Consider the following 24349-nt stretch of genomic DNA (forward strand, 5'->3'; position numbering starts at 1 on the left):
ACCAGGCACTCGATGCCGGTCGCGCGTGGCCGCGTTTGCGGCCGGGTTCAGGTGCCGGGACCGTCGGCTGGCGTGTCTGGAGGGGCATCACGCGTGATTGAGGGGGCATCACGCGTGATTGGAGGGGCATCACGCGTGTCTGGACGGACGACACGCGTACCTGGGCGGACGACACGGGCCAGGGCGGTCAGGACGACCACCATCCAGACCGCGGCGAGGGTCAGGGCTAGGCCCAGGGCTGGGTTTCCGTCGTGGAGGCCGGGCATCGGCGGGTTTCCGTACGGGCGCCAGAGGAGCGGGAACGCCAGGATCAGCAGGACTCCCGTGATGACCGTGCCCGTGACAACCGGGACACGCCAGGGGGGACGGAGGGTGCGGGCCAGGATGATGCCGAGGATGGCTGTCAGCGGGGCCACGACGCCGTCGTTGATCAGCGGGCCGCCGACGATCCAGCCCACCGTGCCGAAGACGTCCGGACGCAGCGGGAACGCGTATTCGACGAACAGCACCACACCCCATGCCAGCGCCGCGAGGCCCGGCAGGGCGAGCAGAGCGCGAGCGGTCTTCACAGCGCCTCCAGCTTCGTGACCCACTTCGTCTGCAGCACCCCGGGGCGGTTCGGGGCGATGATCCGGCACGGGAAGCCGTGGTCGAGGTCGAGCACCTCGCCGTTCAGCTCCAGCGCGAGCAGCGTCAGCTCGTCGGCCGTGTGCTCGCCGGGCAGGACACTGACGCCGTAGAGCCCGGAACGCTCCGAAGAGGACACTCGCACGGCCGTACCCGGTGCCGCACCAACGGCTTTCAGCAGCACCGGCAACGAGATCCCGCGCCAGGTCGCCGACTGGCTCCAGCCCTCGACGCACGCGATCGGCAGTTCGGCCGTCGTCTGCGGCAGCGCGCGTAGCTCGTCGAGCGAGAACTTCGTCGTGCCGCGCGGGGTCACCACCGAGAGCCGCCAAGACGCCGGAAACGTGACGCCCGCGGCCGCCGCCGTCCGGTTCACCGGGAGGTTCTGCGTGCCCTTGCTCGTCTTCCAGGCGAGGCCGGAAATCCCGCGCAGGAACGGGACCGTCGCGCCGGCGGTGGCGACGACGGCGACGCCCGTCGCGAGCCCGGTGGTGCGCAGGAACCCGCGCCGGGACAGCCCGGCGGCCGACGGCTCCTCAGCGGGTGTGCCGCGGCTCAGCGCCCGGCGGATGACCGGCAGCTTCACGGCGACGTGCACCAGGATCGACCCGATCGCCAGCCACGCGACCGCGTAGTGCACCTGCGGGAAGTAGAAGCCCCACGGGTAGTTCTGCGCGACGTTCAGCAGCCCGGTCGTCAGCTCGAAGAACGCCGCGCCCGAGAGCACCAGGATCGAGAGGCGCTCCAGGGCGTGCGGCAGCGAGCGGACGAGCGGCCGGCCGAACAGCTTCGGGTAGACGCTCCACAGCTTCGCCAGCAGCAGCGGGATCGACGCCACGCCGGAGATCACGTGCAGCCCCTGCGTGACGCGGTAGAGCCCGGCCGGGCGGCTCGGCCAGAAGAACCACTCCGGTGGGTGCTGGATCAGGTGGCTGATCAGGCCGGTCACGAAGCACGTCGTGAACGTGACCGCCAGCGCCAGGCCGATCTTCGACGTCACGCGCTCGTCGTGCGCAGCCGCTTTGAAGGACTCTTCCTTGGGGATCGGCAGCTTCATGATCGCTCCAGCCGCGCGAACCAGCGGTGGCCGTGCCGGGTCGTCCAGCCGACGCGCAACCCGGCGCGCATCGCGACTTCGGCGATCGCGTCCACCCCGACCCACGCCCAGGTGAACCAGGCGCTGTCGGCGTGTCCCGGCTGCAGCCGGACGCGCTCGTGCCGCAGCCCGTGCCCGGGCGGCTCGAGCTCGACGAGGACGTCACCGTCGACGGCGATCAGCTGCGCCGCGCGCCGCAGCAGGACCACGGGGTCGCCGCCGATGCCGATGTTGCCGTCGGCGAGCAGGGCGTGCTGCCACCGTCCCTCGCCGGGCACGTGGTCGAAGACGTTGCGGTGCAACGCACTCCCGCCGCGACGGCGCGTCAGCCGGACGGCCGTGCGTGAGCTGTCGACGCCCAGCGCGACGACCCCGCGTCCGGCCAGGGCCGCCGTGAGCCGGCCCGGGCCGCAGCCGATGTCGAGGGTCGGGCCGGCGCAGGCGTCGAGCAGGACGTCGTCGCCGTCGGACGGCGCGCCCCACCGCTCGACCGGCAGCTCGACCCGTCCGCCGTCGGCCAGTTCGAGCCAGCAGTGGTGCCCGAGCAGACCGCGGTCGAATTCGTTGCCGATCAGTGCCGTCTTCATGCGACCGCCCGCCCGTGGACCGCCGCGACGGCGCGGGCGAACCGGCCGTCCGGGCACGCTGCCGCCACCGCCCGCGCGTCCGCCATGGTGTCCACATCGGACAGTCGGACGGCCTGGCGTGGCCGCAGCCCGCACGCGGTGAGCGCGCGCACCGTGCGTTCGCCGGTGTCGTCGCGCGACATCGGGACGCCCGCGAGGACCTGCGCGTGCCGCGGATCGGCGAGGCCCAGCGCCCACCAGCCGCCGTCCTCGGCCGGGCCGACCACGGAGTCGTGCCCACCGTGCACGACCGGTGCGGCCGTCGCGGCGAGGGAGTCCGGCGTGACCTGCGGGGTGTCCATGCCGATCTGCAGGATCGGGAGGCCCGTGTGCACCGCGGCGGCGTCCGCGTGGGCGTTCGCCAAGCGGGCGCCGAAATCCCATCCCCGCTGCGGGATCGTGGTGACGCGGCGCAGCGCCATCCCGATTTCGGTGGCCAGCGCGGCGGCGCCGAGGTCGCCGGTCATCGCGACGACGGGCGCGGCGCCGGGGACAGCGCACACGGCGTCGAGCGTGTCGAGCAGCGCGGCCGCGGCGATCTGCGCCGACTGGGCCGGGGTCGCCGGTGGGCAGAGCCGGGTCTTGGCGAGCCCGGGCACCGGCGCCTTGGCCACGACCAGCAGGACGAATCGGCCGGTCATCGCGCCAGCACCCGCCCGAAGTCGCGGACCGCGCGCAGCGTGCCCCGCACCGAGCCGGACACCTTCGACTTCGTTCCCTTGGCCCGTTCGCCGTAACGGACGTCGAACTCGCGCACCCGCCACCCGGCCCGCTGAGCCTTGATCAGCAGCTCGAGCGGGTAGCCGAACGCCCGGTCCGTGACGCCCAGACCGAGCAGCGCCCGCCGGTCCGCAGCCCGCAGCGGTGCGATGTCCCGCACCGGCAACCCGCGGCGACGCAGGAGCTGCGCCAGCACGACGTTCCCGGCGCGCGCGTGCCACGGCCACACGCCGGGCGCCGTCGGCACCCGTCGTCCGACGGCCAGGTCGGCGCCGCCTTCGACCGCGGTCACCAGCCGCGGCAGGTCGGTGAGGTCCAAGGACCCGTCGGCGTCGGCGAAGCACACGATGTCCGCGGTGGCGGCTTCCAGGCCGGTGTGCACGGCCGCGCCGTAGCCGCGACGCGGTTCGTGGACGACCTTCGCGCCGAGTGAGGCCGCCACTTCGGGCGAGCCGTCGGCCGAACCGTTGTCGACCACGATCGCGCGGTAGCCCGGGGGCAACCCGGCCAGCACTCCGGGCAGGGCGCCCGCTTCGTCGAGGCATGGGAGGACGACGTCCACTCCTGAGTCAGTCACGGCGCCGACCGTAAGTCCGTGGTGGACTGTGGAGAACCCTTGTGCTCCTTACTGAATCATGACGAGTGACGAGGTTCTTACCGGGTCGTTACGGCTGCCCCGCCCGGCCCGCGGAGCCGGTCCCGCGGACCTATGGTGGACGGCGATGAGCGAGCCGAACCCGGCAGCCCGGCTCGCCGAGCCGCCTGCCCGCGAAACCGAACCCCCGGCACCTGATCGACCCGGGCGCCGCGCCCACCGGGCCGATCTTCTGGCCGTCGCGGCGGCCGCGGTGCTCGTGGCCGCAGCCGCCGCGGTCGGCTCGTACTACAACCGGCCCCACTCCGGCGTCGTCATCTTCGTGTCGTCGCCGCCGTTGTTCGCCGACTGGCTGCCGCACGTCGGCCCCGGTTCGGTGTTCGCCGTCCTCATCGCCGTCGCGGTGGTGCTCCACGGCCCGGCACTGGTCGCCCGCCTGCCATGGCGCCGGGCACTCGTCGCCGGTTACCTGGCCTCGCTCGCCTGGATCTTCTCGCTGGCCATGGTCGACGGCTGGTCGCGCGGGTTCGCCGGGCACCTGACCATTCCGCAGGAGTACCTCCACGAGGTGCCCGGCATCACCGACATCCCGCGGATGCTGCGCGAGTTCTCCTCCCGCATCCTCGACTTCCAGCCGGACTCGTGGACGACGCACGTGTCCGGGCACCCACCGGGCGCGACGCTCGTCTTCGTCTGGCTGGACCGGCTCGGCCTGCACGGCGGCGCATGGGCCGCGACGGCCGTCGTGCTCGTCGGCAGCCTGGTCGCCGTGGCCGTACCCGCCACGGTCGCCCTGCTCGGCCGGGCCGACGCGGCCCGCGCGGTGCTGCCCTTCGCCGTCCTGACACCCGGCGCGGTGTGGATCGGTGTGTCGGCGGACGGTCTGTTCGCCGGGACGACCGCCACCGGACTGGCGCTGCTGGCGTTGTCCGCACGCGGGTTCACCGACGGCCGCCGGTACGCCGTCCCGGCCGGGCTGGCCGCCGGACTGCTGCTCGGCTTCGGGATCTTCCTTTCGTACGGCCTGGTGCTGCTCGGCCTGCTCGCGCTGGCGGTGGCGGTTCTCGGCCGGCAGTGGCGCGCCGCCGCCCTGGCCGTCGCGGCGGCGCTGGCCGTCGTCGGCGTCTTCGCGTGGGCGGGCTTCTGGTGGCTCGACGGCTACCACCTGGTCGTCGAGCGGTACTACCAGGGCGTGGCGCTCGTGCGGCCCTATTCGTACTGGGTCTGGGCCGATCTGGCGGCGGTCGTCGTCGCGCTCGGCCCCGCCGTGGTCGCCGCCCTCCGCCGGGGTTTCGCCGGAGCGGGTCGTGGCCTGCTGTCCGATCCGGTGCTGCTGCTCGGCGCCGCCGCCCTGCTCACCATCGTGTTCGCCGACGTCTCGGGCCTGTCGAAAGCCGAGACCGAACGAATCTGGCTACCGTTCGGGGTGTGGTTGCTGCCGCTGACGGCCCTGCTGCCGCGGCCCGGGCGCCGGTGGTGGCTCGCCGCCCAGGCGGCGACGGCGCTGGCGGTCAACCACCTGCTGCTGACCGGCTGGTGAGGGAGACGTGATGAACGATCAGGCCGGACGCGTGCTCGTGGTCGACGACGACGAGACGGTCCGAGACGTCGTGCGCCGCTACCTCGAGGTGGCCGGGTTCACCGTCGACCAGGCCGGCGACGGTGCCGAAGGGCTCGCCGAGTTCGCCGCCCACGAGCCGGACCTCGTCGTCCTCGACGTGATGATGCCGGGGATCAACGGCCTCGAGGTGTGCAAGCGGCTGCGCCAGGTCAGCCAGGTGCCGATCGTCATGCTCACCGCCCTCGGCGAGGAGGAGAACCGGATCGCCGGGCTCCAGCTCGGTGCCGACGACTACGTCACGAAACCCTTCAGCCCCAAGGAACTCGCCCTCCGCGTCGCCTCGGTGCTGCGCCGCGCGCGGATGCCGCGCCCGGAACCGGCCGCCGCCGAGCTGGTGGACGGCAACCTCCGCCTGCAGATGACCGCGCGCACCGCGACGCTCGCCGGCCACGAACTGCCGCTGACCTCACGGGAGTTCGACCTGCTGGCCTTCTTCCTCGCCCACCCCGGCGTCGCCTACTCGCGCGCCGACCTGCTCGAGAAGGTGTGGGGCTGGGACTTCGGCGACCAGTCGACCGTGACCGTCCACGTGCGACGGTTGCGCGAGAAGATCGAGCGCGACCCGGCCAAGCCGACCCGGGTTGCGACGGTGTGGGGTGTCGGCTACCGCTACGACCGGGAGCAGCCGTGATCGAACCCGGCGAGTCCTTCGCGGAGACGCTGACGCACCTCTGGCACATCCTGCCGCTGGCGCTGCTCTTCTCCCTGCCGATCGCGGCGCTGGGCGGGGGCGTGCTCTACGCCCTGCGCCGCGGGTCGCTGGCCACCACGCTCACCGTGCTGGTGCTGATCCCGGTGCTCTCGACCCTGGTCGGCGTCCTGGGCGTCAGCGGGTTCATGTTCACCCCGGCGCTGACCACGATGCTGCTGGTCTGCCTGCTCGTCGCGGTGGTCACCGTGCCGGCGGCGATCATCCTCGGCCGCGCCATCGCGCGCCGCAGCGTCTGGGAGCGGGAGGCGCGCAACCGCGAGCGCGCGGCCGAGGCGTCGCGGCGGGAGCTGGTCGCGTGGATCAGCCACGACCTGCGCAGCCCCCTGGCCGGCATCCAGGCGATGGCCGAGGCGCTGGCCGACGGAGTGGTGTCCGAACGCGACGAGGTCGCCGACTACGCCCAGCGGATCGGCGGCGAGACCCGGCGGCTGTCCGCGATGGTCGGCGACCTGTTCGAGCTCTCGCGCATCACCGCCGGCGCCCTCGAGCTCACGATGTCCGCAGTGCCGTTGCGCGACGTCGTCAGCGACGCCGTCGCCGCCCAGTCACCGGTCGCCGAGCGCAAACGCGTGCGGGTGCTCGCCAACGCGTCGACCTGGCCGGTCGTGACCGGGAGCGACCCGGAACTGGCCCGGATCGTGCGGAACCTGGTGTCCAACGCGATCCGGCACACCCCGCCCGACGGGACGGTCGCGGTCCAGATCGGCGTCGACGGCGACGAGGCCCTCCTCGCCGTCGACGACTCCTGCGGAGGCATCCCGGACGACGAGATCAGCCGGGTCTTCGACGTCGCTTTCCGCGGGACGCAGGCGCGGACGCCCGAGCGGGGCGGGACGACCAGCGGGGGTGGGCTCGGGCTGGCCATCGCCAAGGGGCTCGTGGAGGCGCACCGCGGGAAGATCGGTGTCCACAACCACGGGCCGGGGTGCCGGTTCGAGGTCCGGCTGCCGCTGGCGATGTCCTAGACGCCGTAGGTGCGACGACTTCGACGTCGCGCCGAGCTTGAGGAGGTCAGTCGCGTCGATGGACTCGATCTCGATCTCGGTCCAGCCCGCCGCATCCGGCCCGCCCGTCGTCTTCCGGGCGGCGACGGCCGCCAAGTCCAGCAGCTAGGGCCGGGGGAGCACGTCCACGTCGCGGATCCGCGAGATCCGGTAGGTGCGGAACCGTCCCTCGCCACGAGCCACGAGGTACCAGTTGCCCGCCTTCAGGACCAGGCCGTGCGGCTGCACGGTGCGCGTGATCTCGTGCGGCTCCGCCCAGCGCAGGTAGCGGATCTTCACGGCGTGCTGGTTCCAGGCGGCCGCCGCCGGGAGTCCGGTCAGGAACAGAACTTCGGCTTCGCTCGCCGTGAGCCCGGTCAGCCGGGTGCGGTAACCGTCGAGCAGCCGGTAGCCGCCGTCGTGCCCGGGCTCCCCTACACCGGCACGCCCGCCAGCCGGACCCGGCTGCCCGGCATCGGGCCGTCGCCGAGCTGTGGGCCGAGGACGGTGTGGAGTACACCGAAACCGCCGAACACCGGGGGCACGACGCTCTGCTCACCCGGATCACCGGCGCCCACGACCGGTTCGTGGCGACAGGAGCCTTCGTCTTCGCGGCGGCCGACGACGTCGTGGCCCGCCACGACGCGGTCACGTTCACCACCCACATGGTTCCCGCGGCGGGTGGCGTGCCGGTGTGGAGCGGCACCGTTCACCGGTGCGGAGGCGGGCACGCGGGCCGCCGTGGCCGGGTTCCTCGGCCGGCTGTCCGAAGGGGATCCGGACCGGATCGCCGCACTGTTCGCCGACGTCGTCGACTGGCAGCTCGACTGGCCCGCGGCCGGAAACCCCGCGGTCCCGTGGATCCGGCCGCGGTCGACGCGCGCCGACGTCGCCCACCACTTCCGTGCGCTGAACGACTTCCACGTCCCCGGGGAGCGGGGCGGGGTGACGGCCGTACCACGCCCGCTGCGTACTCCGCCTGACCGTCGACGGTGGGGTGATTTCTCGCTACCACGTCTACGAAGACAGCCTCACCGTCGCGCAGGCGTTCGCGGGCTGAGGTCAGACCGGGGCGCGCAGTTCCGCCGTCGCGAAGTCGGCGATTCCCTTTTCGAAGCCGACCTCCGCGGTGAAGCCCAGCAGTTCGCGGGCGCGGGCGGGGTCGGCGACCACGTGGCGGACGTCGGCCGGGCGGGCGCCGCCGGCCACCTGGGGCTTCGGGCCGGTGCAGGCGCGCGCCAGCTCCTCGGCCAGCTCGCCCACCGTGTGCGGGGTGCCGGAGCAGACGTTGAGCGGTGTGATGTCGCCCTCCGGGCCGGCTGTCCTGAGCGCCAGGACGTTTGCCCTGGCGACGTCGTGGACGTGCACGAAGTCGCGCTGCTGGCGGCCGTCTTCCAGGACCAGTGGTGCTTCGCCGCGCACCAGGGCCGAGCGGAACAGGGACGCCACCCCGGCGTACGGGGTGTTCTGCGGCATCCGCGGGCCGTAGACGTTGTGGTAGCGCATCGCCCACACGCTGCCGCCCGTCTGGCGGGCCCACGCGCCGGCCAGGTGCTCCTGCGCCAGCTTCGTCGCCGCATACGTGCTGCGGGGGTTCAGCGGTGCGTCCTCGGGCACCAGCCGCCAGCTCAGCTCGGTGTCGCAGGCCGGGCACCGCGGCTCGTAACGGCCGGCGTCCACATCGGACGCGCGGCGCGGGGAAGGCGGGACGACGCCGTGGTCCGGGCAGGCGTACCGGCCTTCGCCGTAGACGACCATCGACGACGCCAGGACGAGCTTCCGCACCCCGGCCGCGTGCATGCCGGCCAGCAGGACCGCCGTGCCGTAGTCGTTGTTCAGGGCGTACGACGGCGCGTCCGACGGGTCGACGCCGTGCCCGACCACCGCCGCCTGGTGGCAGACCGCGTCGACGCCGTCCAGCAGCTCGGCGACGATCTCGGTGTCGGTGACGTCGCCGCGCAGGAACCGGTGCCTGCCGGTGTACGCCGGCGGGGTGCGGGAGCCGTGGGCGGTGGGGAGGAGGTTGTCGAGCACGACGACCTCGTCACCCCCATCCGCCAGGAGATCGGCGATGTGAGACCCGATGAACCCGGCTCCGCCGGTGACCAGTACGCGCACACCGGTCACGCTAGGGGCCCGCGGACCGGCGTGCCCGGCCGCGCGCGGGCACGTCACGGAATCGTCAGAACTCACCCGGCACCTCCCGGCGCCGGGTGGTCGAAACCGACTACGGTGGCGGCATGGAACGGAGTGCACAACGGCTGGGCCGAGCCCTCGTGGTCATCGTGGACGATCGCGTGGCGCACGGCGAGCACGAAGACACCACTGGCCCGCTGGTGACCGAACTGCTCGAAGAGGCGGGTTTCATCGTCGACGGTGTCGTGGTCGTCGAGGCCGAGACCACGGGGATCCGCAATGCGCTCAACACCGCCGTGATCGGCGGCGCCGACCTGGTGATCACGGTCGGCGGCACCGGTGTGCTGCCGCGTGACCGCACGCCGGACGCCACCGCCGGTGTGCTCGACCGGCCGATCCCGGGCATCAGCGAGGCCATCCGGGCGTCCGGGCTGGCGGCCGGAGCCGTGGACGCCGGGATCTCGCGGGGCCTCGCCGGGGTGTCGGGGAGCACGCTGGTGGTCAACCTCGCCGGGTCGCGCTCCGCGGTGCGCGACGGCATGGCGACGCTGACCTCGCTCGTGCCGCACGTGATCGACGAGCTTTCGGGCCTCGAAGAGGTCTGAATTTCCTCGCGTGATCGGGGTGCCGCCGATACCGTCGCCCCGGTCATGGATTTCCGCATCGGTGGGCACCTCGAGGTGTGCCGGCTCGGCTTCGGGGCGATGCACCTGCCGACCGAACCCGGCTCGGCGCGCGAAGAGGCGATCGCGGTCGTCCGGCGGGCCGTCGAACTGGGCGTCACGCTGATCGACACCGCTCACCTCTACGGCGGCGGAGCCAACGAGGAGCTGCTCGCCTCGGCGCTGTACCCGTATCCGGCCGGGCTGGTGATCACCACCAAGGTGGGCGTCGCACGCACCGGGCCCGGTGGTGAGTGGCGGCTGGACGCCCGGCCGCGGATCTTGCGTGACCAGGTCGAGCAGGCCCGTCGCTGCCGTCGGCGGGGACGCGATCGCCGCCATCGCGGCCGAGCTGGGCGCCACCGCCGCTCAGGTCGCACTCGCCTGGCTGTTGGGGCACTCACCGGTGATCCTGCCGATTCCGGGGACCGGCCGGATCGCGCACCTCGAAGAGAACTTCGCCGCCGCCGGCCTCGGACTGTCGCCGGCTCAGCGGCGGCGCCTCGGCGAGGCCGGAACGCCGTGACCTTCGCTGTGGAGTTGTCAATGAACGCGTCGTGGGAGACTGGGGGCATGTCCGGTCAGCAGCGCGACCCCAAGGCCACCAGCGAGCAGCGCCGGCGGGTCGACGAGATCTTCGGGGACGTTCTGCCCGAGACCACCTCCGATGAGCGCGATCCCGACCGGCGCACCGGGCTCCCGGACGACTGGTACCGGGAGAACCGGCCGCCGCACCACGATCGCTGATCCGCTCAGTCGCGGCCGTTGTCGCGCTGGGACTGGGCGCGCAGCAGGTCGCGGATCTCGATGAGCAGCTCGACGTCGGTCGGCTCCGACGGGCCTGGCTCCTGGCCGCGCTTGCGCCGCTCCTGCAGGTGCTTCACCGGCAGCACGATCACGAAGTAGACCACCGCCGCGACCAGCACGAAGTTGATCGCCGCGTTGATCACGTCGCCGAAGTTCAGGAACGTGGCCTTGTTGTTCTCGAAGATCTGGTAGCCGAGGCCGTTCGCGGCGTCCGTGCCGCCGATCGTGCTGATCAGCGGCTTGATGAGGCCGTTGGTGAACGCCGTCACGATGGCCGTGAACGCCGAGCCGATGACCACCGCGACGGCGAGGTCCACGACGTTGCCGCGCATCAGGAAATCCTTGAAACCCTTGAACACTTGCTCTCCTCACGAACGGGGACGGCGGGGGTGGGCTAGCGGAGAGTAACCGTTACCGGACGCTCCAGTGAAATCGCCGCCACCGTCGTCGCGATCGCCTCCGGGAGCCGGAGCAGCACCAGCGGTCCCTTCGCCGCGGACGCGTCCCGCGGCCTGACCGCCACCACCGTCGCCCCGCCCGCCAGCACGGACGCGGGTACGCCCGGTTCCGGCGCCGCGACGACGTCGACGCGCCCGCCGGGCTCCAGCAACTCGGCGACGCCGGCGTCGGCCAGGCGCACCGGCACCGTCGCTGTCGTGGGATCACCCGAGCCGGGGATGGTCGTCGCCAGCCGGACGTCGGTCAGGGGTTCGCCGGCACGGACGGCACCCGCCAGCAGACGTCCGTCGACGCCGTCCAAAGCGGTCAACGCACCCGCCGGACGCGTGGAATCGGGAAGATCGGCCAGCCGGACGTCGAGAGCGCGCAGAGCCGTGCCGGAAGGGAGGTCGTGCGCTGCGACGACGGTCGGAGTCGTCGGTGCGCCCCGCGCGGAACCGGGGTGCGCGAAGAGCAGCGCGCCGGCCAGCAGCAGGCCGACGGCGAGCCAGCGGCGGATGAGCCGTGTCCGCCGGCCCCGCAGCCGGGTCAGATCAGGAGTGCGGAACCTCGCCGCGACGTCCACGGTGCCCCCTCGGTCGGATCGGGTGCGGCGGTGTGCCGCACAAGATCGACGTTAGGGAAGCCGGACCGGCCGCCGGAAGGGCCGGGTCCGGCATCTGTGGACAACCGGGGTGTTGTGGACAACCTCGCGGTCAGGAGGCGGCGGCGGTGGTTTTTGTCGTACCCGAGGAGGATGATGCCGAGCTCGTGTCGGACTTGGTCTCCGACTTCGACTCGGTCTTGGTCTCGGTCTTCGCCGGGGCCGCGGTGGTGCTCGACTTGCCCGCGTCGCGGGAGTCGGTGCGGTAGAACCCGCTGCCCTTGAAGACGACGCCGACCGAGCTGAAGACCTTCCGCAGCACGCCGGAGCACTGCGGGCACACGGTCAGGCTGGGGTCCGAGAACGACTGCACGGCTTCGAACCGGTGGTCGCATTCTTTGCAGGCGTACTGGTACGTAGGCACTGACGGCTCCTTTGCTGGCACTCATCCGACCAGAGTGCCAACCCAATTGTGCTTGAAAGCATTCCCCGAACGCAATTCCTCGTTGCTCACATCGGCAGCTCGAGCACGCCTCGACCCGGCGTCAAGGCCCCGCTCATGCGCACGTCGTGGGGTTCCCCGGGCAGCCGTTCGACCAGCTCCTCGTCCCGGACGACGGCCAGCAGCGTCACGCCGGCCGCGGCGAACACCAGCGAACGATCGTAGTGACCGGCGCCCCGGCCGAGCCGGACGCCCCGGCGGTCCACGGCCAGCGCGGGCACCAAGATCAGGTCCGCGGCCCCCACAGCCTCGGTACCCAGGCGTTTTCCGCCGGGCTCGCGGATGCCGCGGAAGCGGCTGGGCACCAGATCGGCCTCGCCTGTGTACTCGGCCCAGTCGAGCGGATCCACCCGCGACCGGATGACGGGCAGCAGCACCCGCGCGCCGCCGGCCGCCAGCGCGTCGACGAGCGCCGTCGTGCCCGGCTCGGTGCCGAACGGCAGGTACGCGGCCACCGTGCCGGATGTGACCTTCGACACCGCGCTGACCAGCGCCGACGCTTCCCGGGCGTGTGATTCGGCGGTCTGGTCCGCCCGCGCGCGCGTCAGCCGGTCACGCCACTCCGCCTTGCTCAGGTGCTCATTGCCCAGCGCGTGCATGACCTCACGTTAGGCTCTGCGCCCATGACGGGCGCAGCAACCACCCAGACGTTCAGAACCGCCATCGTGCCGGCCGCCGGCCTCGGGACGCGCTTCCTGCCGGCGACGAAAGCCGTGCCCAAAGAGCTGCTGCCGGTGGTCGACACCCCGGGGATCGAGCTGGTCGCGGCCGAAGCCGCCGCCGCGGGCGCGGAACGCCTGGTCATCGTGACCTCACCGGGCAAGGACGCCGTCGTCCGCTACTTCGAAGAGCAGCCCGAGCTGGAGAAGAACCTCGAGGCCAAGGGCAAGACCGAGCTACTGGAGAAGGTGCGGCGCGGGACGAGCCTGCTCGCCGTCGAGACCGCCATCCAGGAGCAGGCGCTCGGCCTCGGCCACGCCGTCGCGCAGGCCGAGCCGAACCTGAAACCGGACGACGAGGCCGTCGCCGTGCTCCTCCCGGACGACCTCGTGCTCCCCACCGGCGTGCTCGAGCGGATGGGCGCGGTGCGGGCGCAGTTCGGCGGCAGTGTGCTCTGCGCGTTCGACATCCCGAAGGCCGAGATCTCGCCGTACGGCGTCTTCGACGTCTCCGACACCGACGACGAAGACGTCAAGCGCGTGCACGGGATGGTCGAGAAGCCGAAGCCGGAGGACGCGCCGTCGACGTACGCCGCGGCCGGACGCTACCTGCTCGATCGGGCGATCTTCGACGCGCTGAAGCGGATCACGCCGGGCAGCGGTGGTGAGCTGCAGCTGACCGACGCCGTCGCGCTGCTGATCTCCGAGGGACACCCGGTCCACGTCGTCGTGCACCGCGGCGGACGCCACGACCTGGGGAATCCGGGTGGTTTCCTGCGCGCCGCGGTCGATTTCGCGCTTGAAACGCCCGAGTACGGTCCATCTTTACGGGCGTGGCTGACGGAACGGATCGGGACAGATCGCCCATGACGGAATCCCTCGACGCGGCACGGCCCGAAGTGGCCGGGGACGAGACCGAGCTGCGCTCGGTCGACGCGCAGATCTCGATGACCTTGGAAGCCGCCGTCCGGCCCCAGCCGGTGCGCGTGGCGATCTCCGAGGCCCAGGGGCTGCTCTGCGCCGAGGAGGTGGTCGCCGAGCACGCGCTGCCCGGGTTCGACCAGGCCGCGGTCGACGGTTACGCGGTGCGCAGCGTGGACGTTCGCGCCGCGGGCGAGGAGCCGGTGCAGCTGCCGGTCGTCGGCGAGATCGCCGCGGGCTCACGTCAGCCGCGGCGCCTGCAGCCCGGCCAGGCCGTGCGGGTCGACACCGGCGCGCCGCTGCCGACGCTGGCCGACGCCGTCGTGCCGCTCGCCTACACCGACGGGCACCAGGCCAGGGTCACCGTGCACCGCTCGGTGCCGTCCGCGGGCTACGTGCGCCGGGCCGGCGAAGACGTCCAGATCGGCGACGTCGCGGTGCGCCGCGGCGACACGATCGGCTCGGCGCAGGTCGGCCTGCTGGCCGCGGTCGGCCGGGCCAAGGTCCTCGTCTTCCCGCGGCCGCGGGTCTCGATCGTGTCGGTCGGCGACGAACTGGTCGACATCGACCGGACGCCGTCGGTCGGGCAGGTCTACGACGTCAACTCCTACGCGCTCGCCGCGGCCGCCCGGGACGCGGGCGCCGAGGTCAGCCGGGTCGGCATCGTGCCGAGCGAGCCGAAACGGCTGCGGGAGATCGTCGAAGGCCGGCTGCTGATGTCGGAGATCGTCGTGGTCGCGGGCGGCGCCGGGGGCGCCACCGGTGACGAGGTCCACGCCGCGCTCTCGGACCTGGGCCGGATCGACATGACGCGGGTCGCGATGCACCCGGGTTCGGTGCAGGGGTTCGGCAGGCTCGGCCCCGACTCGGTGCCGACGTTCCTCATCCCCGGCAACCCGATGAGCGCGCTGGTCGTGTTCGAGGTGCTGGTCCGGCCGCTGATCCGGGCGGCGCGCGGGACGCGCAACCCGCACCGGCGGATCGTCGGGGCACGGCTGCTGTCGCCGATCACGTCGACCGAAGGCCGGCGCGGCTTCCTCCGCGGCCAGCTCCTGCGCGACGAGGCCAACGGCGAGTACCTGGTCCAGCCGCTCGGCCAGTCCGGGGCGCACCTGCTCGCGTCGCTGGCCGAGGCGAACTGCCTGATCAACGTGCCGGAGGAGCTGACCGAGGTCCCCGCCGGCGAGCAGGTCCAAGTCACCTTCCTGGCGCAACGGGCCTGATGAACTCCGTGTCGGGGGTGTCCTACCCGGTGGAAAGCCGGCACCCGGGCTGGCCGGCCCGGCTCGGTCCGCTGCGGGTGCCCGCCGGCGAGGTCGCGATCCGGCCGGTGCGGCTGCGCGACGCCGGCGAGTGGAGCCGGATCCGGCTCCGGGACCGGGCGCACCTCGAGATGTGGGAGCCGACCGGCGTCGGCCCGTGGCCCGAACGCAACGCTTTCTGGTCGTGGCCGTCGCAGTGGGCGGCGTTGCGCTCGCTCGCACGACGTGGTCAGTGCCTGCCGTTCACGATCACCCTGGACGGCCGGCTCGCGGGCCAGATCACCGTCGGTAACGTCATCCGGGCGTCGCTGCGGTCCGCCTGGATCGGCTACTGGGTGTCGTCCGACGTGGTCCGCGGCGGGGTCGCGACGGCCGCCGTCGCCCTGGTCACCGACCACGCCTTCGGCCCGGCCGGGCTGCACCGGCTGGAGGCCACCGTGCGCCCGGAAAACAGCGCCAGCCTGCGGGTTCTCACCAAGGCGGGCTACCGGCAGGAGGGCCTGTTCGAGCGCTACCTCGACGTCGCGGGCGCCTGGCGCGACCACTACTGCTTCGCCGTCACGCGCGAGGAGACCGGGGCCGGGCTGGTGTCGCGGCTGGTCGCGGCGGGCCGCGCCGGTTACGCCTGAGGGTCATTACCCACCCGGGTCCGTGAGCGCGTTACCACATGCTGTGAGATTCACCTAATCCGGTGAGGCATTTCCGTGATCCAACCCGGCGAGCCTCCGTCCGATCTGTTACTCCTGTGACTAGCGTGATTTCAGGTGAAGGATCGGGGGAGGTGACGGGAGATGCCCAGTTCCGTGATCATCGTCGCGCTCGCCGCGGCATGGCTCGTCGTTCTCGTGCCCATGGTCGCGCGTCGGCGGCAGCAGGTGGCCCGCACCGCCGACTCCGCGATGGCGGCCAGGGTCGTACGCAGTGGACGCAACGAAGACCGGGAGGAATTCGCCATGTCCGAGGAGCCCGTCAAGTCCCGGTTTTCGGTCGAGGACGACCTCGCGGAACTGGAGGCCGACCTCGAACTCGAGGACGACTACGAGGAGCCGGAGCCCGAGCCGCTCCCGCAGCCGTCCCGCGCCGAGCGGGCCGAACGCGAGCGCGCGGGCTACCGCCCCGGTCGCGGCGGCTTCGACCCCGAAGCGGCGGAGATCGCGGCGCGCGCGAAGTACGGCTTCCGGCAGCGCATCGTCGTCATCCTGCTGACGGTCGCGGTGATCACGGCCGCAGTCGCCGGTTTCGTCATGCCGCTGGTCTGGTGGGGCCACGCGGCGATCGACGTCGTGCTCGTCGGCTACCTCGTGTACCTGCGCCGCCAGGTGCGGATCGAGGAGGAGATCCGGCAGCGTCGCCTCGCCCGTTTCAACAGCACTCGCGCGCCTCGTCGCTCGACGCCGCGGCCGGCGGCTCCGGTCTCGGAGGAGTCGTTCTCGGAGGAGGACGAGCCGGTCGAGGACGTCGAAGACGTGGACGTCGTCGAGCCGGTCCGCCGCGAGGTGGTCGAGCGCCGTCCGTCGCCGACTTCGCGGGTTCGCCGCAGCGCGGTGGTCGTCGATCTGGACGACGAGGACCCGGCGTTCGAGGAGCTCGACGAGCCGGGGACCGGGCCTTATCGACGGGCGGTCGGGGAGTGACCCCCTCCGACAGGTGCTCGTAGGGCACTGCTAAGCTCTACGAGCACGAACAAGGGGCTGTAGCGCAGTTGGTAGCGCGTCTCGTTCGCATCGAGAAGGTCAGGGGTTCGATTCCCCTCAGCTCCACGTTCTGAAGGCCCGCATCCCATGGATGCGGGCCTTTTTCGTACCCGATCACGTGTCAGGTGCCGTGTCAGTTCGGGGTCAGGTTCGTGTCAGGGCGGGGGATCACAGTCCTCCCATGACCACTTCAGCGATCACCGCGGCGGGCCTGCGGAAGTCCTACCAAGACAAAGTCGTCCTGGACGGCATCGATCTGGATGTTGCCGCCGGGAGTGTTTTCTCGCTGCTCGGTCCGAACGGGGCCGGGAAGACCACCACCGTCAACATCCTCACCACCCTGGCGCAGGCCGATGGCGGGACCGTGCGCGTCGCCGGGCATGACGTCGACACCGAGGCCAAGGCCGTTCGGAAGGCCATCGGGGTCACCGGGCAGTTCGCCGCCGTCGATGAACTGCTCACCGGGCAGGAAAACCTGCAGCTCATGGTGGACCTGAGCCCGGTCAAGAACGGGAAGCGGGTCGTCGCCGAGCTGCTCGAGCGGTTCGAGCTCACCGAGTCGGCCGGGAAGCCCACCTCGACCTACTCCGGGGGCATGCGCCGGAAGCTCGACCTCGCCATGACGCTCGTCGGTGACCCGCGGATCATCTTCCTCGACGAGCCCACGACCGGCCTGGACCCGCGCAGCCGGCGCACCATGTGGTCCATCGTCAAGGACCTCGTCGCCGACGGCGTCACCATCTTCCTCACCACCCAGTACCTCGACGAAGCCGACCAGCTCGCCGACAAGATCGCCGTGCTCGACCGCGGGCGCCTCGTCGCCCAGGGCACGCCCGACGAGCTCAAGCGGCAGATCCCCGGGACGCACGTCCGGCTCCGGTTCACCGCCATCTCGGAGCTCGACGCCGCCGCGCGGGTCATCGCCGGCTCCACGCGTGACGACGAGACGCTGACCCTGCGGGTTCCCGGCGACGGCGGCACCAAGTCACTGCGGGGCCTGCTCGACCGGCTCGACGAGTACGCCATCACCGCCGACGAGTTTTCCGTCCACACCCCTGATCTCGACGACGTTTTCCTCGCCCTGACGGGCCACAGCACGGAGGTCGCAGCGAAATGAGCACCCACTCGACGGTCATGTTGCGCCGCAACTTCAAGCACGTCGCCCGGAACCCGACTTCGGTGTTCAACGCGGTCCTGATGCCGATCGTGATCATGCTGATGTTCGTGTACATGCTGGGAGACGCCTTCGACGTCGGCGTGAACTACGTCGACTACGCGACGCCCGGCCTGATGCTGCTCGCCATCTGCTACGGGCTCGGCGCCACCGCGACGTCGGTGAACTCCGACATGACGAAGGGCATCATCAACCGGTTCAAGGTCATGGACGTCTCGCGCGGCGCGGTGCTGACCGGGCACGTCGTCGCCAGCGTCCTGACGAACGTCGTCGCCATCGTGGCCCTCGTCGGGGTGGCGTTCGCGCTGGGTTTCCGTCCCCACGCGAGCTTCCTCGACTGGCTCGGCGTCGTCGGCATGGTCCTGCTGCTCGCCTTCGCGGCCGGCTGGCTGACTGTCGCTTTGGGACTGTTCGCCAAGTCCCCGGAGACGGCAGGCATGGCTTCGGTACCGCTGGTCATGCTGCCGTTCTTCAGCAGCGCGATCGCCCCGGCGGACAAGATGGGCCCGGGCCTGCGGCAGTTCGCGGAGTACCAGCCCTTCACGCCGATCATCGAAACCGTGCGCGGGCTGCTCAACGGCACGCCGTCGACCGGTTACGCGATCGCCGCGATCGCCTGGTGCGCCGGCATCGCCCTGGTCGGCTACCTGTGGGCCCGGTCGACGTTCAAGAAGCGAGCGTGACTTCGGCCAGCTCGCGCCAGCTCGCCCGCGTCCCCTCCTGAGTCGCCTCGGTGAACTTCGTGTCACCGAGGCGATTCCGCGTGGCCCGCTCGATCCGGGCGACGTCCGGCTGCGCGCGGTCCGGCACGCCGCGCACGCCCACGCTCGCCGCGAGCAGCCGCGCGGCCTGTTCGTACTCCTCGCGACGCAGGGCCAGGTCCGCGATCCCGACGAGCACCTGCGCGATCATGGGCGCGGTCCCCGCCTCCGTCGCCGCCCGGAAGGCCGCGACGCGGTGGTCGCGGGCTTCACCGAGATCCTCGGCGAGGTAGCCGAGGAGATCCTGGGTCGTCACCTGGATGTTCGCCCGCTCGGCCGCCGTGCCCAGCATCTCCGTCGCGACGTCGAGCTGCCGGCGGGCCTGGACGGCGTCGCCGCTCCAGCGGGCGAGCTCCGCCTTCGCCAGGGCCAGCTCGGTCAGCGCCTCCGGCCACGCGACCCGTTCCGCGAGCCGCTGGGCCTCGGTCATCGCCGCCGCGCTGGCTTCCTCGTCCCCCGACAGCCAGTACAGCTGGGCCTGCCGCGACCGCATCCGCACGATGTCCTCGGTCGCGCCGACCTCGGTGACGACGACGATCGCCTGCTCGTAGTGCGCGCACGCGCCGGCGAACTCGCCGCGCATGGCGATCCGGTCGGCCAGCTCGGTCAGGGCGAACGACGTCCCCCACCGTTCGCCGAGCGCGCGGAACTCGGTCAGCGCCGTCTCGAGGAAGCCGTCCGCCTCCTGCTCGTCGCCGCCGAGCTGGATCCGCATCTTGCCGAGCTGCAGCCGGGCGAGGCCGCGGACCCACGGGTCGTCGTCGGCGAGCAGCGGTTCCCAGGCGGGCAGGAAGTCCTCCGGCGACTGCAGCATGCGTTCCAGCGCGGCGACCAGCGACACCGCCGGGTGCGGGCGCTCGATCCGGCCGCTGAGCTCGTGGACCTGGTGGATCCAGTCCGCTGCCTGGAACTGGTCGCTTTCCCGGCCGGACGTCAGGAAGCCCGTGACGAACGAGTACACCGTGGCGCGGATTTCGTCGGGCACCTCGCCGGGCAGGGCGGCGGCCGCCATGAGCAGCTCGTTGCCCTCGGTCTTGTGCCCGGCGAGCCACCAGTACCAGCCCGCGGCCGCCGCGAGCCGCATCGCTTCGGGTGCTTCGCCCGCCACGAGGGCCCCGCGCATCGCGGCGGCCATGTTGTCGTGTTCGGCGTCGAGGGTGGCGAGCCACCTCAGCTGGTCCGCACGGCGGAGGTGCGGCTCCGCGCTTTCGGCGAGTTCGGTGAAGTACAAGAGGTGCGCCCGACGCGCCGAGTCCGTGTTCCCGGCCTCGGCGAGCCGCTGCTCCGCGTACTCCTTGATCGTGCCGAGCATCCGGTAGCGCGGCGCTTGGTCGCCTTCGGTGACCACCAGCGACTTCTCGGCCAGCGCCGTCAGCAGTTCCTCGGCCGCGTCGCTGCCGCAGACCCGCTCGGCCGCTTCCAGGCTCGCGCCACCGGCGAACACCGAAAGCCGGCACAGGACGACGCGTTCGTCGTCGGAGAGCAGCTCCCAGCTCCAGTCGATCACCGCGCGCAGCGTCCGGTGCCGCGGCAGCGCGGTGCGGCTGCCGCCGGTCAGCAGGCGGAACCGGTCGTCGAGGCGGTTGGCGAGCTGCTCGAGGGACATCGTGCGCAGCCGGGCCGCGGCGAGCTCGATGGCCAGCGGCATCCCGTCCAGCGCCCGGCAGACGCGGGCGAGCGTCGACAGCGTCGCGGCGTCGGAAGCGAGGTCCGTGCGCACCGCCTGAGCCCGGTCGCGCAGCAGCCGGACGGCCGGCGCGGACTCGATCTTGTCCAGGTCGGCGTCCTCGGCGGGCAGGACGAGCGGCGCGACCGGCCAGAGCGCCTCGCCGGTGATGCCCAGGGGTTCCCGGCTCGTCGCGAGGATCCGCAGCCGGCGGCACTCGCCGAGCACGCGGTGGGCGAAGGCCGCCGCGGACTCGATCACGTGCTCGCAGTTGTCCAGGACCAGCACCAGGTCCCGGTCGCGGACGGCGGCGATGACCCGGTCGATCGGCTCGACGTCCGAGGTGTCGCCGAGCAGGGCGTCGCGCAGCTTGAGCGCGGAAAGCGTCGCCTGGGCGACGTCGCCCTCGGTGGGCGCCAGCTCGACCAGCCAGACGCCGTCCGGCACGCCGGCGAGCATCGTGCGCGCGGTTTCGGTGGCCAGCCGCGTCTTGCCCGAGCCGCCCGGCCCGACCAGCGTGGTGAGCCGGTGTCCGGTGACGAGCCCGCGGACGGCGGCGACGTCGTCGTCCTTGCCGACATAACTGGTCAGCTCGGCGCGCAGGTTCGTCTTGCGGGGCTCTTCGCGCCGGGTCAGCTCGCCGCGCAGCAGTGCGACGTGCAGTGCGGCCAGCTCCGGCGACGGGTCGACGCCCAGTTCGTCGGCCAGCGTCTCGCGCGTGCGCTCGTAGACGCGCAAGGCTTCGGTGTCCCGGCCGGTCGCGACCAGGCCGCGCATCAACGCGCCGACGAGCCGCTCCCGGGCCGGGTGCGCGGCGACCAAGTCCGTGAGCTCGGTGACGATGCCCTGGCCGAAGTCGGTCTCCGCGTCGAAACGGTCCTCGAGGGCGGCCAGCCGGAGTCCTTCGAGCCGGGTGACCGCGGCGTCGAACGCGGCGCTCTCGGTCAGGCCGACGTCCTGCATGGCCGCGCCCCGCCACAACGCCAGCGCCGCACGCAGCTGCCGGACGTCGTCACCGGCCTGGGTGACGAGGCGTTCGAACCGCACGGCGTCGACGGCGTCGGGGTCGACGGTCAGCCGGTAGCCGGCGGGACGGCCCTCGACCTCGCCGTCCGGAAGCACCTTCCGCAGGCGGGAAACCAAGCGCTGCAACGCGTTCGCCGCGTCGGCGGGCGGGTTCTCGCCCCAGATCCAGTCGACGAGCGTCGCCTTCGGCACCACCCGGCCCGGCTCCAGCGCGAGCGCGATCAGCAGTCCGCGCAGCCGGGCGCCCGGCACGTCGGCCACGACGCCGTCGTCCGCGCGAACTTCGAATGACCCCAGTATCCCGATCTGCACCAGGCTGATGATGCCACGGGCGCCCCGGGTGTCCGGGCCGTGTCAGCGCCGTGTCAGGTCCGGCGGCGATGGTGATCGGCACAACCACCACGAAAGGACCTCCGATGGACATCCCGCAGGGACTCCCGATGGAGCGCGACGCGGGTCCGTTCGACCCGCCCCGCGAGATCACCCGGCTGCGCTCGGTGCGACCGGTCAGTCCGATGCTCTTCCCGGACGGGCACGAGGGCTGGCTGGTCACCGGCTACGAAGCGGTGCGGCAGATGATGGCGGACACGCGGTTCAGCTCGCGGCTGGACCTCGACGTCGTCCACGTGCCGTACGAGACGCCCGGCATGCCCGTCGCGACCGAGCCGTCCCCGCAGCTGCCGGGCATGTTCATCGCGATGGACCCGCCCGACCACGGCCGGCTGCGCAAGCGGCTGACCGGCGCTTTCACCGTCAAGCGGATGAAGCAGCTCGAAGAGCACGTCGCCGAGATCGTCGAGCGGCAGCTGGACCACCTGGCGAGCCTCGCGGGTCCGGTGGACCTGGTGGCGGAGTTCGCGCTGCCGGTGCCGTCGCTGGTGATCTGCGAACTGCTCGGCGTCGCCTACGAGGACCGTGCTTCGTTCCAGGCGAACTCGGCGCAGTTCATGGTCCGGGACCAGACGCTCGAAGAGAAGATGGGCGCGTACATCGCGCTGAACACGTACCTGTCCGAACTGGTCACGAGCAAGCGGTCTTCGCCGGGCGAGGACATCCTCTCCGACCTGGCCCGCCACGAGGACCTCACGATCGAGGAGCTGACCGGGGCGGCGTTCCTGCTGCTGATCGCGGGCCACGAGACCACCGCGAACATGCTGTCCCTGGGCACTTTCGCGCTGCTGGAGCACCCGGCGGAGCTGGCTTCGCTGCGGGCGGATCCGTCGTTGATGCCGGGGGCGGTGGAGGAGCTGCTGCGGTACCTGTCCGTGGCCGACATCTTCTTCCGTTACGCGACGGAGGACCTTTCACTCGAGGGCGAAACGATCCTCAAAGGATCGACGGTCGTCGTGTCGCTGCTGGCCGCCAACCGCGACCCGCGACGATTCCCGGAGCCGGACGTGCTGGACATCCACCGCAACGCGCGGGGGCTGCTGTCGTTCGGCCACGGCGTGCACCAGTGCCTGGGGCAGCAACTGGCCCGCATCGAGATGCGCGCCGGGTTCGACGGCCTGCTGCGCCGCTTCCCCTCTCTCCGGCTCGCCATCCCCGCCGGAGAGGTGAAGCTGCGGACCGACATGAACATCTACGGTGTTCACGAGTTGCCGGTCAGCTGGTGAGCTTCGGGCGTGACACGCGAGAAGAGCGTTTCTCGCGTGTCACGCCGGATCGCGATACCGGTGCAGCAGGCCGTTGAAATGCCGGAGTTTCTCGATGGCGTCCTCGGACACCGGGTCCGGGTGGAAGTGCATGACCTTGTTGCGGATGAGGCGGATCTCTTCCAGCCGGGCGACGAAGGCCTGGCGGTCCAGCGGCCAGCCCAGGGTCTCCCAGATCTCACGGTTCGCCAGGATGCGCTGGTAGTCACCGAACGAAAGCTGGTCGAAGCTCGTGATCGTCCGGCTGCAGTGTCGTTGGATGGTCGGAACGTCCAAGGCGCACTTCAAGATCCAGCGGAGCGTCTGATCGAGCTCGCCCAGCTGGAAGAACGGCGTGGCCATATCACCATAACGTTGAGCGACATCCGCAGTCGTGACGATGCCCTTTACTTCCTTGCTCTCGTCCGTCACCAGCACGAATTCACGCTGCTGCAGCGTGGAAAGGACCTCGAAGAGGTCGCGGTCGTACGGGACGATCTCCACACGGGTGTCGATCGCGTCGGAGACATTCGCGCCGGCTTTTCGGTGCATCGCCTGCGCGATCGAGCGCCAGGTCACGACACCTCGCACGTTGCGAGGCCCGTTCAGCACGGCGAGCTGTGAGTAGTCGTTGAGGGCCATCTTCGTGATGGCTTCCTTGAGCGTGCTGCCGGGCCCGACGAACTCGATGCCTTCGAGGGGAGACAGGTTGCCTACCGTCAGACGGACGTTGAGATCATTGCCGCCCTCGTCGTCCTCGGCGACCGGCAGGTCTTCGCGTTCGGGCGACTCGGCCGCCGCAGTCCTTTCCGCCTCGTCGGGCGGTGTGGTCAGCGTGACCATGGTGTCCAGAGTCACCGCCCGGAAGCTGGGTGACGTCACCAGCCCGTGGTTGGCCAGGTCGGCTTCGATCTGGCTGACTTGATCCCCACGATCGGTCGCTCCCCAGAACCTCAGGAGGTCGCGCACGGAGATGCGTTCGGGATCGTGCTCGTCAGCGCGACTGCGCGCCTGTCTGAGGCGCTCGTGGATCCGCTGACGCATCGCATCTTCGATCTGCCGATGCGTAGTGGCCGCCGCGGTGGAAATCGCCTGGTCGAGCAGTTCCTGGCGCACGGCGTCCAGCAGGCGGTCCTGGTCGACCACCACCCACGCCCGCCAGCCGTCGACCGCTCGCATCCCGGCTGCCACCATGGCCGCCCGCGAAGGGGAGCGGAACTCCTCACCGTCGGACTCCAGCCGGATCCGCCCCTTGTCGGTCACGGTCGCGTCGTAGGTCACGCCGATCCGGTTGCGCTTGAACCTGAGCTTCGCGCCGGCCTGGATCAAGCCGGCTTCCAAGAGGTCCGAGACCGTGACGCGCCGACCGCCGATCAGGTACATCGAACGACCGCCGGTCTCGTCGTCCTGCTCTCCCACGGCG

General features: G+C 71.6%; 25 protein-coding genes, 1 tRNA gene and 1 pseudogene. 13 read left to right on the forward strand and 14 right to left on the reverse strand.

Translation table 11 applies throughout. From position 1 onward, the window contains the following. Positions 1–47: 47 nt before the first annotated feature. From ACZ7OU_RS11915 to ACZ7OU_RS11935, 5 genes are read right to left on the reverse strand one after another with little or no spacing between them, the layout of a single operon-like run. On the reverse strand, positions 48–569 hold the full coding sequence (locus ACZ7OU_RS11915) for a hypothetical protein (RefSeq protein ID WP_470255059.1): 522 nt from the start codon (positions 567–569) through the stop codon (positions 48–50). Further along, positions 566–1684 (reverse strand): molybdopterin-dependent oxidoreductase, encoded by a 1119-nt coding sequence (locus ACZ7OU_RS11920; protein WP_470255060.1) that lies wholly within the window; start codon positions 1682–1684, stop codon positions 566–568. The genes ACZ7OU_RS11915 and ACZ7OU_RS11920 overlap by 4 nt, the downstream gene beginning before the upstream one ends. Then, positions 1681–2310: a class I SAM-dependent methyltransferase gene (locus tag ACZ7OU_RS11925; protein WP_470255061.1), complete on the reverse strand. Its 630-nt coding sequence runs from the start codon at positions 2308–2310 to the stop codon at positions 1681–1683. The genes ACZ7OU_RS11920 and ACZ7OU_RS11925 overlap by 4 nt, the downstream gene beginning before the upstream one ends. Continuing rightward, the gene (locus ACZ7OU_RS11930; RefSeq protein WP_470255062.1) at positions 2307–2990 is read right to left on the reverse strand and encodes a TIGR04282 family arsenosugar biosynthesis glycosyltransferase; all 684 of its coding nucleotides are present in this window, start codon (positions 2988–2990) and stop codon (positions 2307–2309) included. Before ACZ7OU_RS11930 ends, ACZ7OU_RS11925 begins: the two co-directional genes overlap by 4 nt. Next, positions 2987–3631, reverse strand: coding sequence for a glycosyltransferase family 2 protein (locus ACZ7OU_RS11935; protein ID WP_470255917.1), 645 nt, complete (start codon positions 3629–3631; stop codon positions 2987–2989). The genes ACZ7OU_RS11930 and ACZ7OU_RS11935 overlap by 4 nt, the downstream gene beginning before the upstream one ends. A gap of 160 nt (positions 3632–3791) precedes the next feature. On the opposite strand from ACZ7OU_RS11935, the gene ACZ7OU_RS11940 reads away from it, so the two are divergent. From ACZ7OU_RS11940 to ACZ7OU_RS11950, 3 genes are read left to right on the forward strand one after another with little or no spacing between them, the layout of a single operon-like run. Next, positions 3792–5204, forward strand: a complete 1413-nt coding sequence (locus ACZ7OU_RS11940; protein WP_470241949.1) for a hypothetical protein — start codon at positions 3792–3794, stop codon at positions 5202–5204. A gap of 10 nt (positions 5205–5214) precedes the next feature. Further along, on the forward strand, positions 5215–5916 hold the full coding sequence (locus tag ACZ7OU_RS11945; protein ID WP_470255063.1) for a response regulator transcription factor: 702 nt from the start codon (positions 5215–5217) through the stop codon (positions 5914–5916). Continuing rightward, positions 5913–6962, forward strand: coding sequence for a sensor histidine kinase (locus ACZ7OU_RS11950; protein WP_470241947.1), 1050 nt, complete (start codon positions 5913–5915; stop codon positions 6960–6962). The genes ACZ7OU_RS11945 and ACZ7OU_RS11950 overlap by 4 nt, the downstream gene beginning before the upstream one ends. A 144-nt stretch (positions 6963–7106) precedes the next feature. On the opposite strand, the gene ACZ7OU_RS11955 is transcribed toward ACZ7OU_RS11950, so the two are convergent. The 3 genes from ACZ7OU_RS11955 to ACZ7OU_RS11965 form a co-directional block, all read right to left on the reverse strand. After that, the gene (locus ACZ7OU_RS11955; RefSeq protein ID WP_470255918.1) at positions 7107–7385 is read right to left on the reverse strand and encodes a WYL domain-containing protein; all 279 of its coding nucleotides are present in this window, start codon (positions 7383–7385) and stop codon (positions 7107–7109) included. Between the two features lie 29 nt (positions 7386–7414). Beyond that, complete coding sequence (locus ACZ7OU_RS11960) at positions 7415–7621, reverse strand: hypothetical protein (protein WP_470255064.1); 207 nt, start codon at positions 7619–7621, stop codon at positions 7415–7417. A 421-nt stretch (positions 7622–8042) separates the two neighbouring features. After that, positions 8043–9098 (reverse strand): NAD-dependent epimerase/dehydratase family protein, encoded by a 1056-nt coding sequence (locus ACZ7OU_RS11965; RefSeq protein ID WP_470255065.1) that lies wholly within the window; start codon positions 9096–9098, stop codon positions 8043–8045. 122 nt (positions 9099–9220) lie between these two features. On the opposite strand from ACZ7OU_RS11965, the gene ACZ7OU_RS11970 reads away from it, so the two are divergent. Both ACZ7OU_RS11970 and ACZ7OU_RS11975 read left to right on the forward strand, forming a co-directional pair. Next, complete coding sequence (locus ACZ7OU_RS11970) at positions 9221–9721, forward strand: MogA/MoaB family molybdenum cofactor biosynthesis protein (RefSeq protein WP_410610225.1); 501 nt, start codon at positions 9221–9223, stop codon at positions 9719–9721. A gap of 99 nt (positions 9722–9820) precedes the next feature. Beyond that, a pseudogene (locus ACZ7OU_RS11975) lies at positions 9821–10027 on the forward strand (aldo/keto reductase); the annotation flags it as partial. A gap of 503 nt (positions 10028–10530) precedes the next feature. Here the strand turns inward: ACZ7OU_RS11975 and mscL are convergent. The 4 genes from mscL to ACZ7OU_RS11995 form a co-directional block, all read right to left on the reverse strand. Continuing rightward, on the reverse strand, positions 10531–10944 hold the full coding sequence (gene mscL / locus ACZ7OU_RS11980) for a large-conductance mechanosensitive channel protein MscL (RefSeq protein ID WP_470241942.1): 414 nt from the start codon (positions 10942–10944) through the stop codon (positions 10531–10533). Positions 10945–10979: 35 nt separating this feature from the next. After that, entirely contained in the window at positions 10980–11609 is a 630-nt protein-coding gene (locus tag ACZ7OU_RS11985) for an SAF domain-containing protein (RefSeq protein ID WP_470255066.1), read from the reverse strand. Positions 11610–11739: 130 nt separating this feature from the next. Next, positions 11740–12051 carry an FmdB family zinc ribbon protein gene (locus ACZ7OU_RS11990; protein WP_470241940.1) on the reverse strand — a complete coding sequence of 104 codons (312 nt, stop codon included), beginning with the start codon at positions 12049–12051 and terminating at the stop codon, positions 11740–11742. An 86-nt stretch (positions 12052–12137) separates the two neighbouring features. Beyond that, complete coding sequence (locus ACZ7OU_RS11995; RefSeq protein WP_470255067.1) at positions 12138–12728, reverse strand: 5-formyltetrahydrofolate cyclo-ligase; 591 nt, start codon at positions 12726–12728, stop codon at positions 12138–12140. A gap of 24 nt (positions 12729–12752) precedes the next feature. Here ACZ7OU_RS11995 and ACZ7OU_RS12000 point away from each other — a divergent pair, with 24 nt between their 5' ends. The 7 genes from ACZ7OU_RS12000 to ACZ7OU_RS12030 all read left to right on the forward strand — a co-directional run bounded on the left by ACZ7OU_RS12000 (position 12753) and on the right by ACZ7OU_RS12030 (position 18522). Beyond that, positions 12753–13658, forward strand: coding sequence for a UTP--glucose-1-phosphate uridylyltransferase (locus tag ACZ7OU_RS12000; protein WP_470241938.1), 906 nt, complete (start codon positions 12753–12755; stop codon positions 13656–13658). After that, positions 13655–14932, forward strand: a complete 1278-nt coding sequence (gene glp, locus ACZ7OU_RS12005; protein WP_470241937.1) for a molybdotransferase-like divisome protein Glp — start codon at positions 13655–13657, stop codon at positions 14930–14932. Before ACZ7OU_RS12000 ends, glp begins: the two co-directional genes overlap by 4 nt. Further along, the gene (locus ACZ7OU_RS12010; RefSeq protein WP_470241936.1) at positions 14932–15600 is read left to right on the forward strand and encodes a GNAT family N-acetyltransferase; all 669 of its coding nucleotides are present in this window, start codon (positions 14932–14934) and stop codon (positions 15598–15600) included. Before glp ends, ACZ7OU_RS12010 begins: the two co-directional genes overlap by 1 nt. Positions 15601–15762: 162 nt before the next feature. After that, entirely contained in the window at positions 15763–16605 is an 843-nt protein-coding gene (sepX, locus tag ACZ7OU_RS12015; protein WP_470241935.1) for a divisome protein SepX/GlpR, read from the forward strand. 53 nt (positions 16606–16658) lie between these two features. After that, positions 16659–16731, forward strand: a tRNA-Ala gene (locus ACZ7OU_RS12020). Positions 16732–16846: 115 nt separating this feature from the next. Next, a complete protein-coding gene (locus tag ACZ7OU_RS12025) occupies positions 16847–17782 on the forward strand; it encodes an ATP-binding cassette domain-containing protein (protein WP_470255068.1) in 936 nt (311 codons plus the stop codon). Further along, positions 17779–18522, forward strand: a complete 744-nt coding sequence (locus ACZ7OU_RS12030) for an ABC transporter permease (RefSeq protein ID WP_470255069.1) — start codon at positions 17779–17781, stop codon at positions 18520–18522. The genes ACZ7OU_RS12025 and ACZ7OU_RS12030 overlap by 4 nt, the downstream gene beginning before the upstream one ends. On the opposite strand, the gene ACZ7OU_RS12035 is transcribed toward ACZ7OU_RS12030, so the two are convergent. Then, positions 18506–21604 carry an AfsR/SARP family transcriptional regulator gene (locus tag ACZ7OU_RS12035; RefSeq protein ID WP_470255070.1) on the reverse strand — a complete coding sequence of 1033 codons (3099 nt, stop codon included), beginning with the start codon at positions 21602–21604 and terminating at the stop codon, positions 18506–18508. The two genes, ACZ7OU_RS12030 and ACZ7OU_RS12035, sit on opposite strands and share 17 nt — an antisense overlap. 104 nt (positions 21605–21708) lie before the next feature. On the opposite strand from ACZ7OU_RS12035, the gene ACZ7OU_RS12040 reads away from it, so the two are divergent. Then, positions 21709–22908 (forward strand): cytochrome P450, encoded by a 1200-nt coding sequence (locus ACZ7OU_RS12040; protein WP_470255071.1) that lies wholly within the window; start codon positions 21709–21711, stop codon positions 22906–22908. 39 nt (positions 22909–22947) lie between these two features. On the opposite strand, the gene ACZ7OU_RS12045 is transcribed toward ACZ7OU_RS12040, so the two are convergent. Next, entirely contained in the window at positions 22948–24345 is a 1398-nt protein-coding gene (locus ACZ7OU_RS12045; protein ID WP_470255072.1) for a restriction system modified-DNA reader domain-containing protein, read from the reverse strand. Between the last annotated feature and the right edge of the window lie 4 nt (positions 24346–24349).

This window comes from Amycolatopsis sp. NPDC114505, from assembly GCF_055633615.1.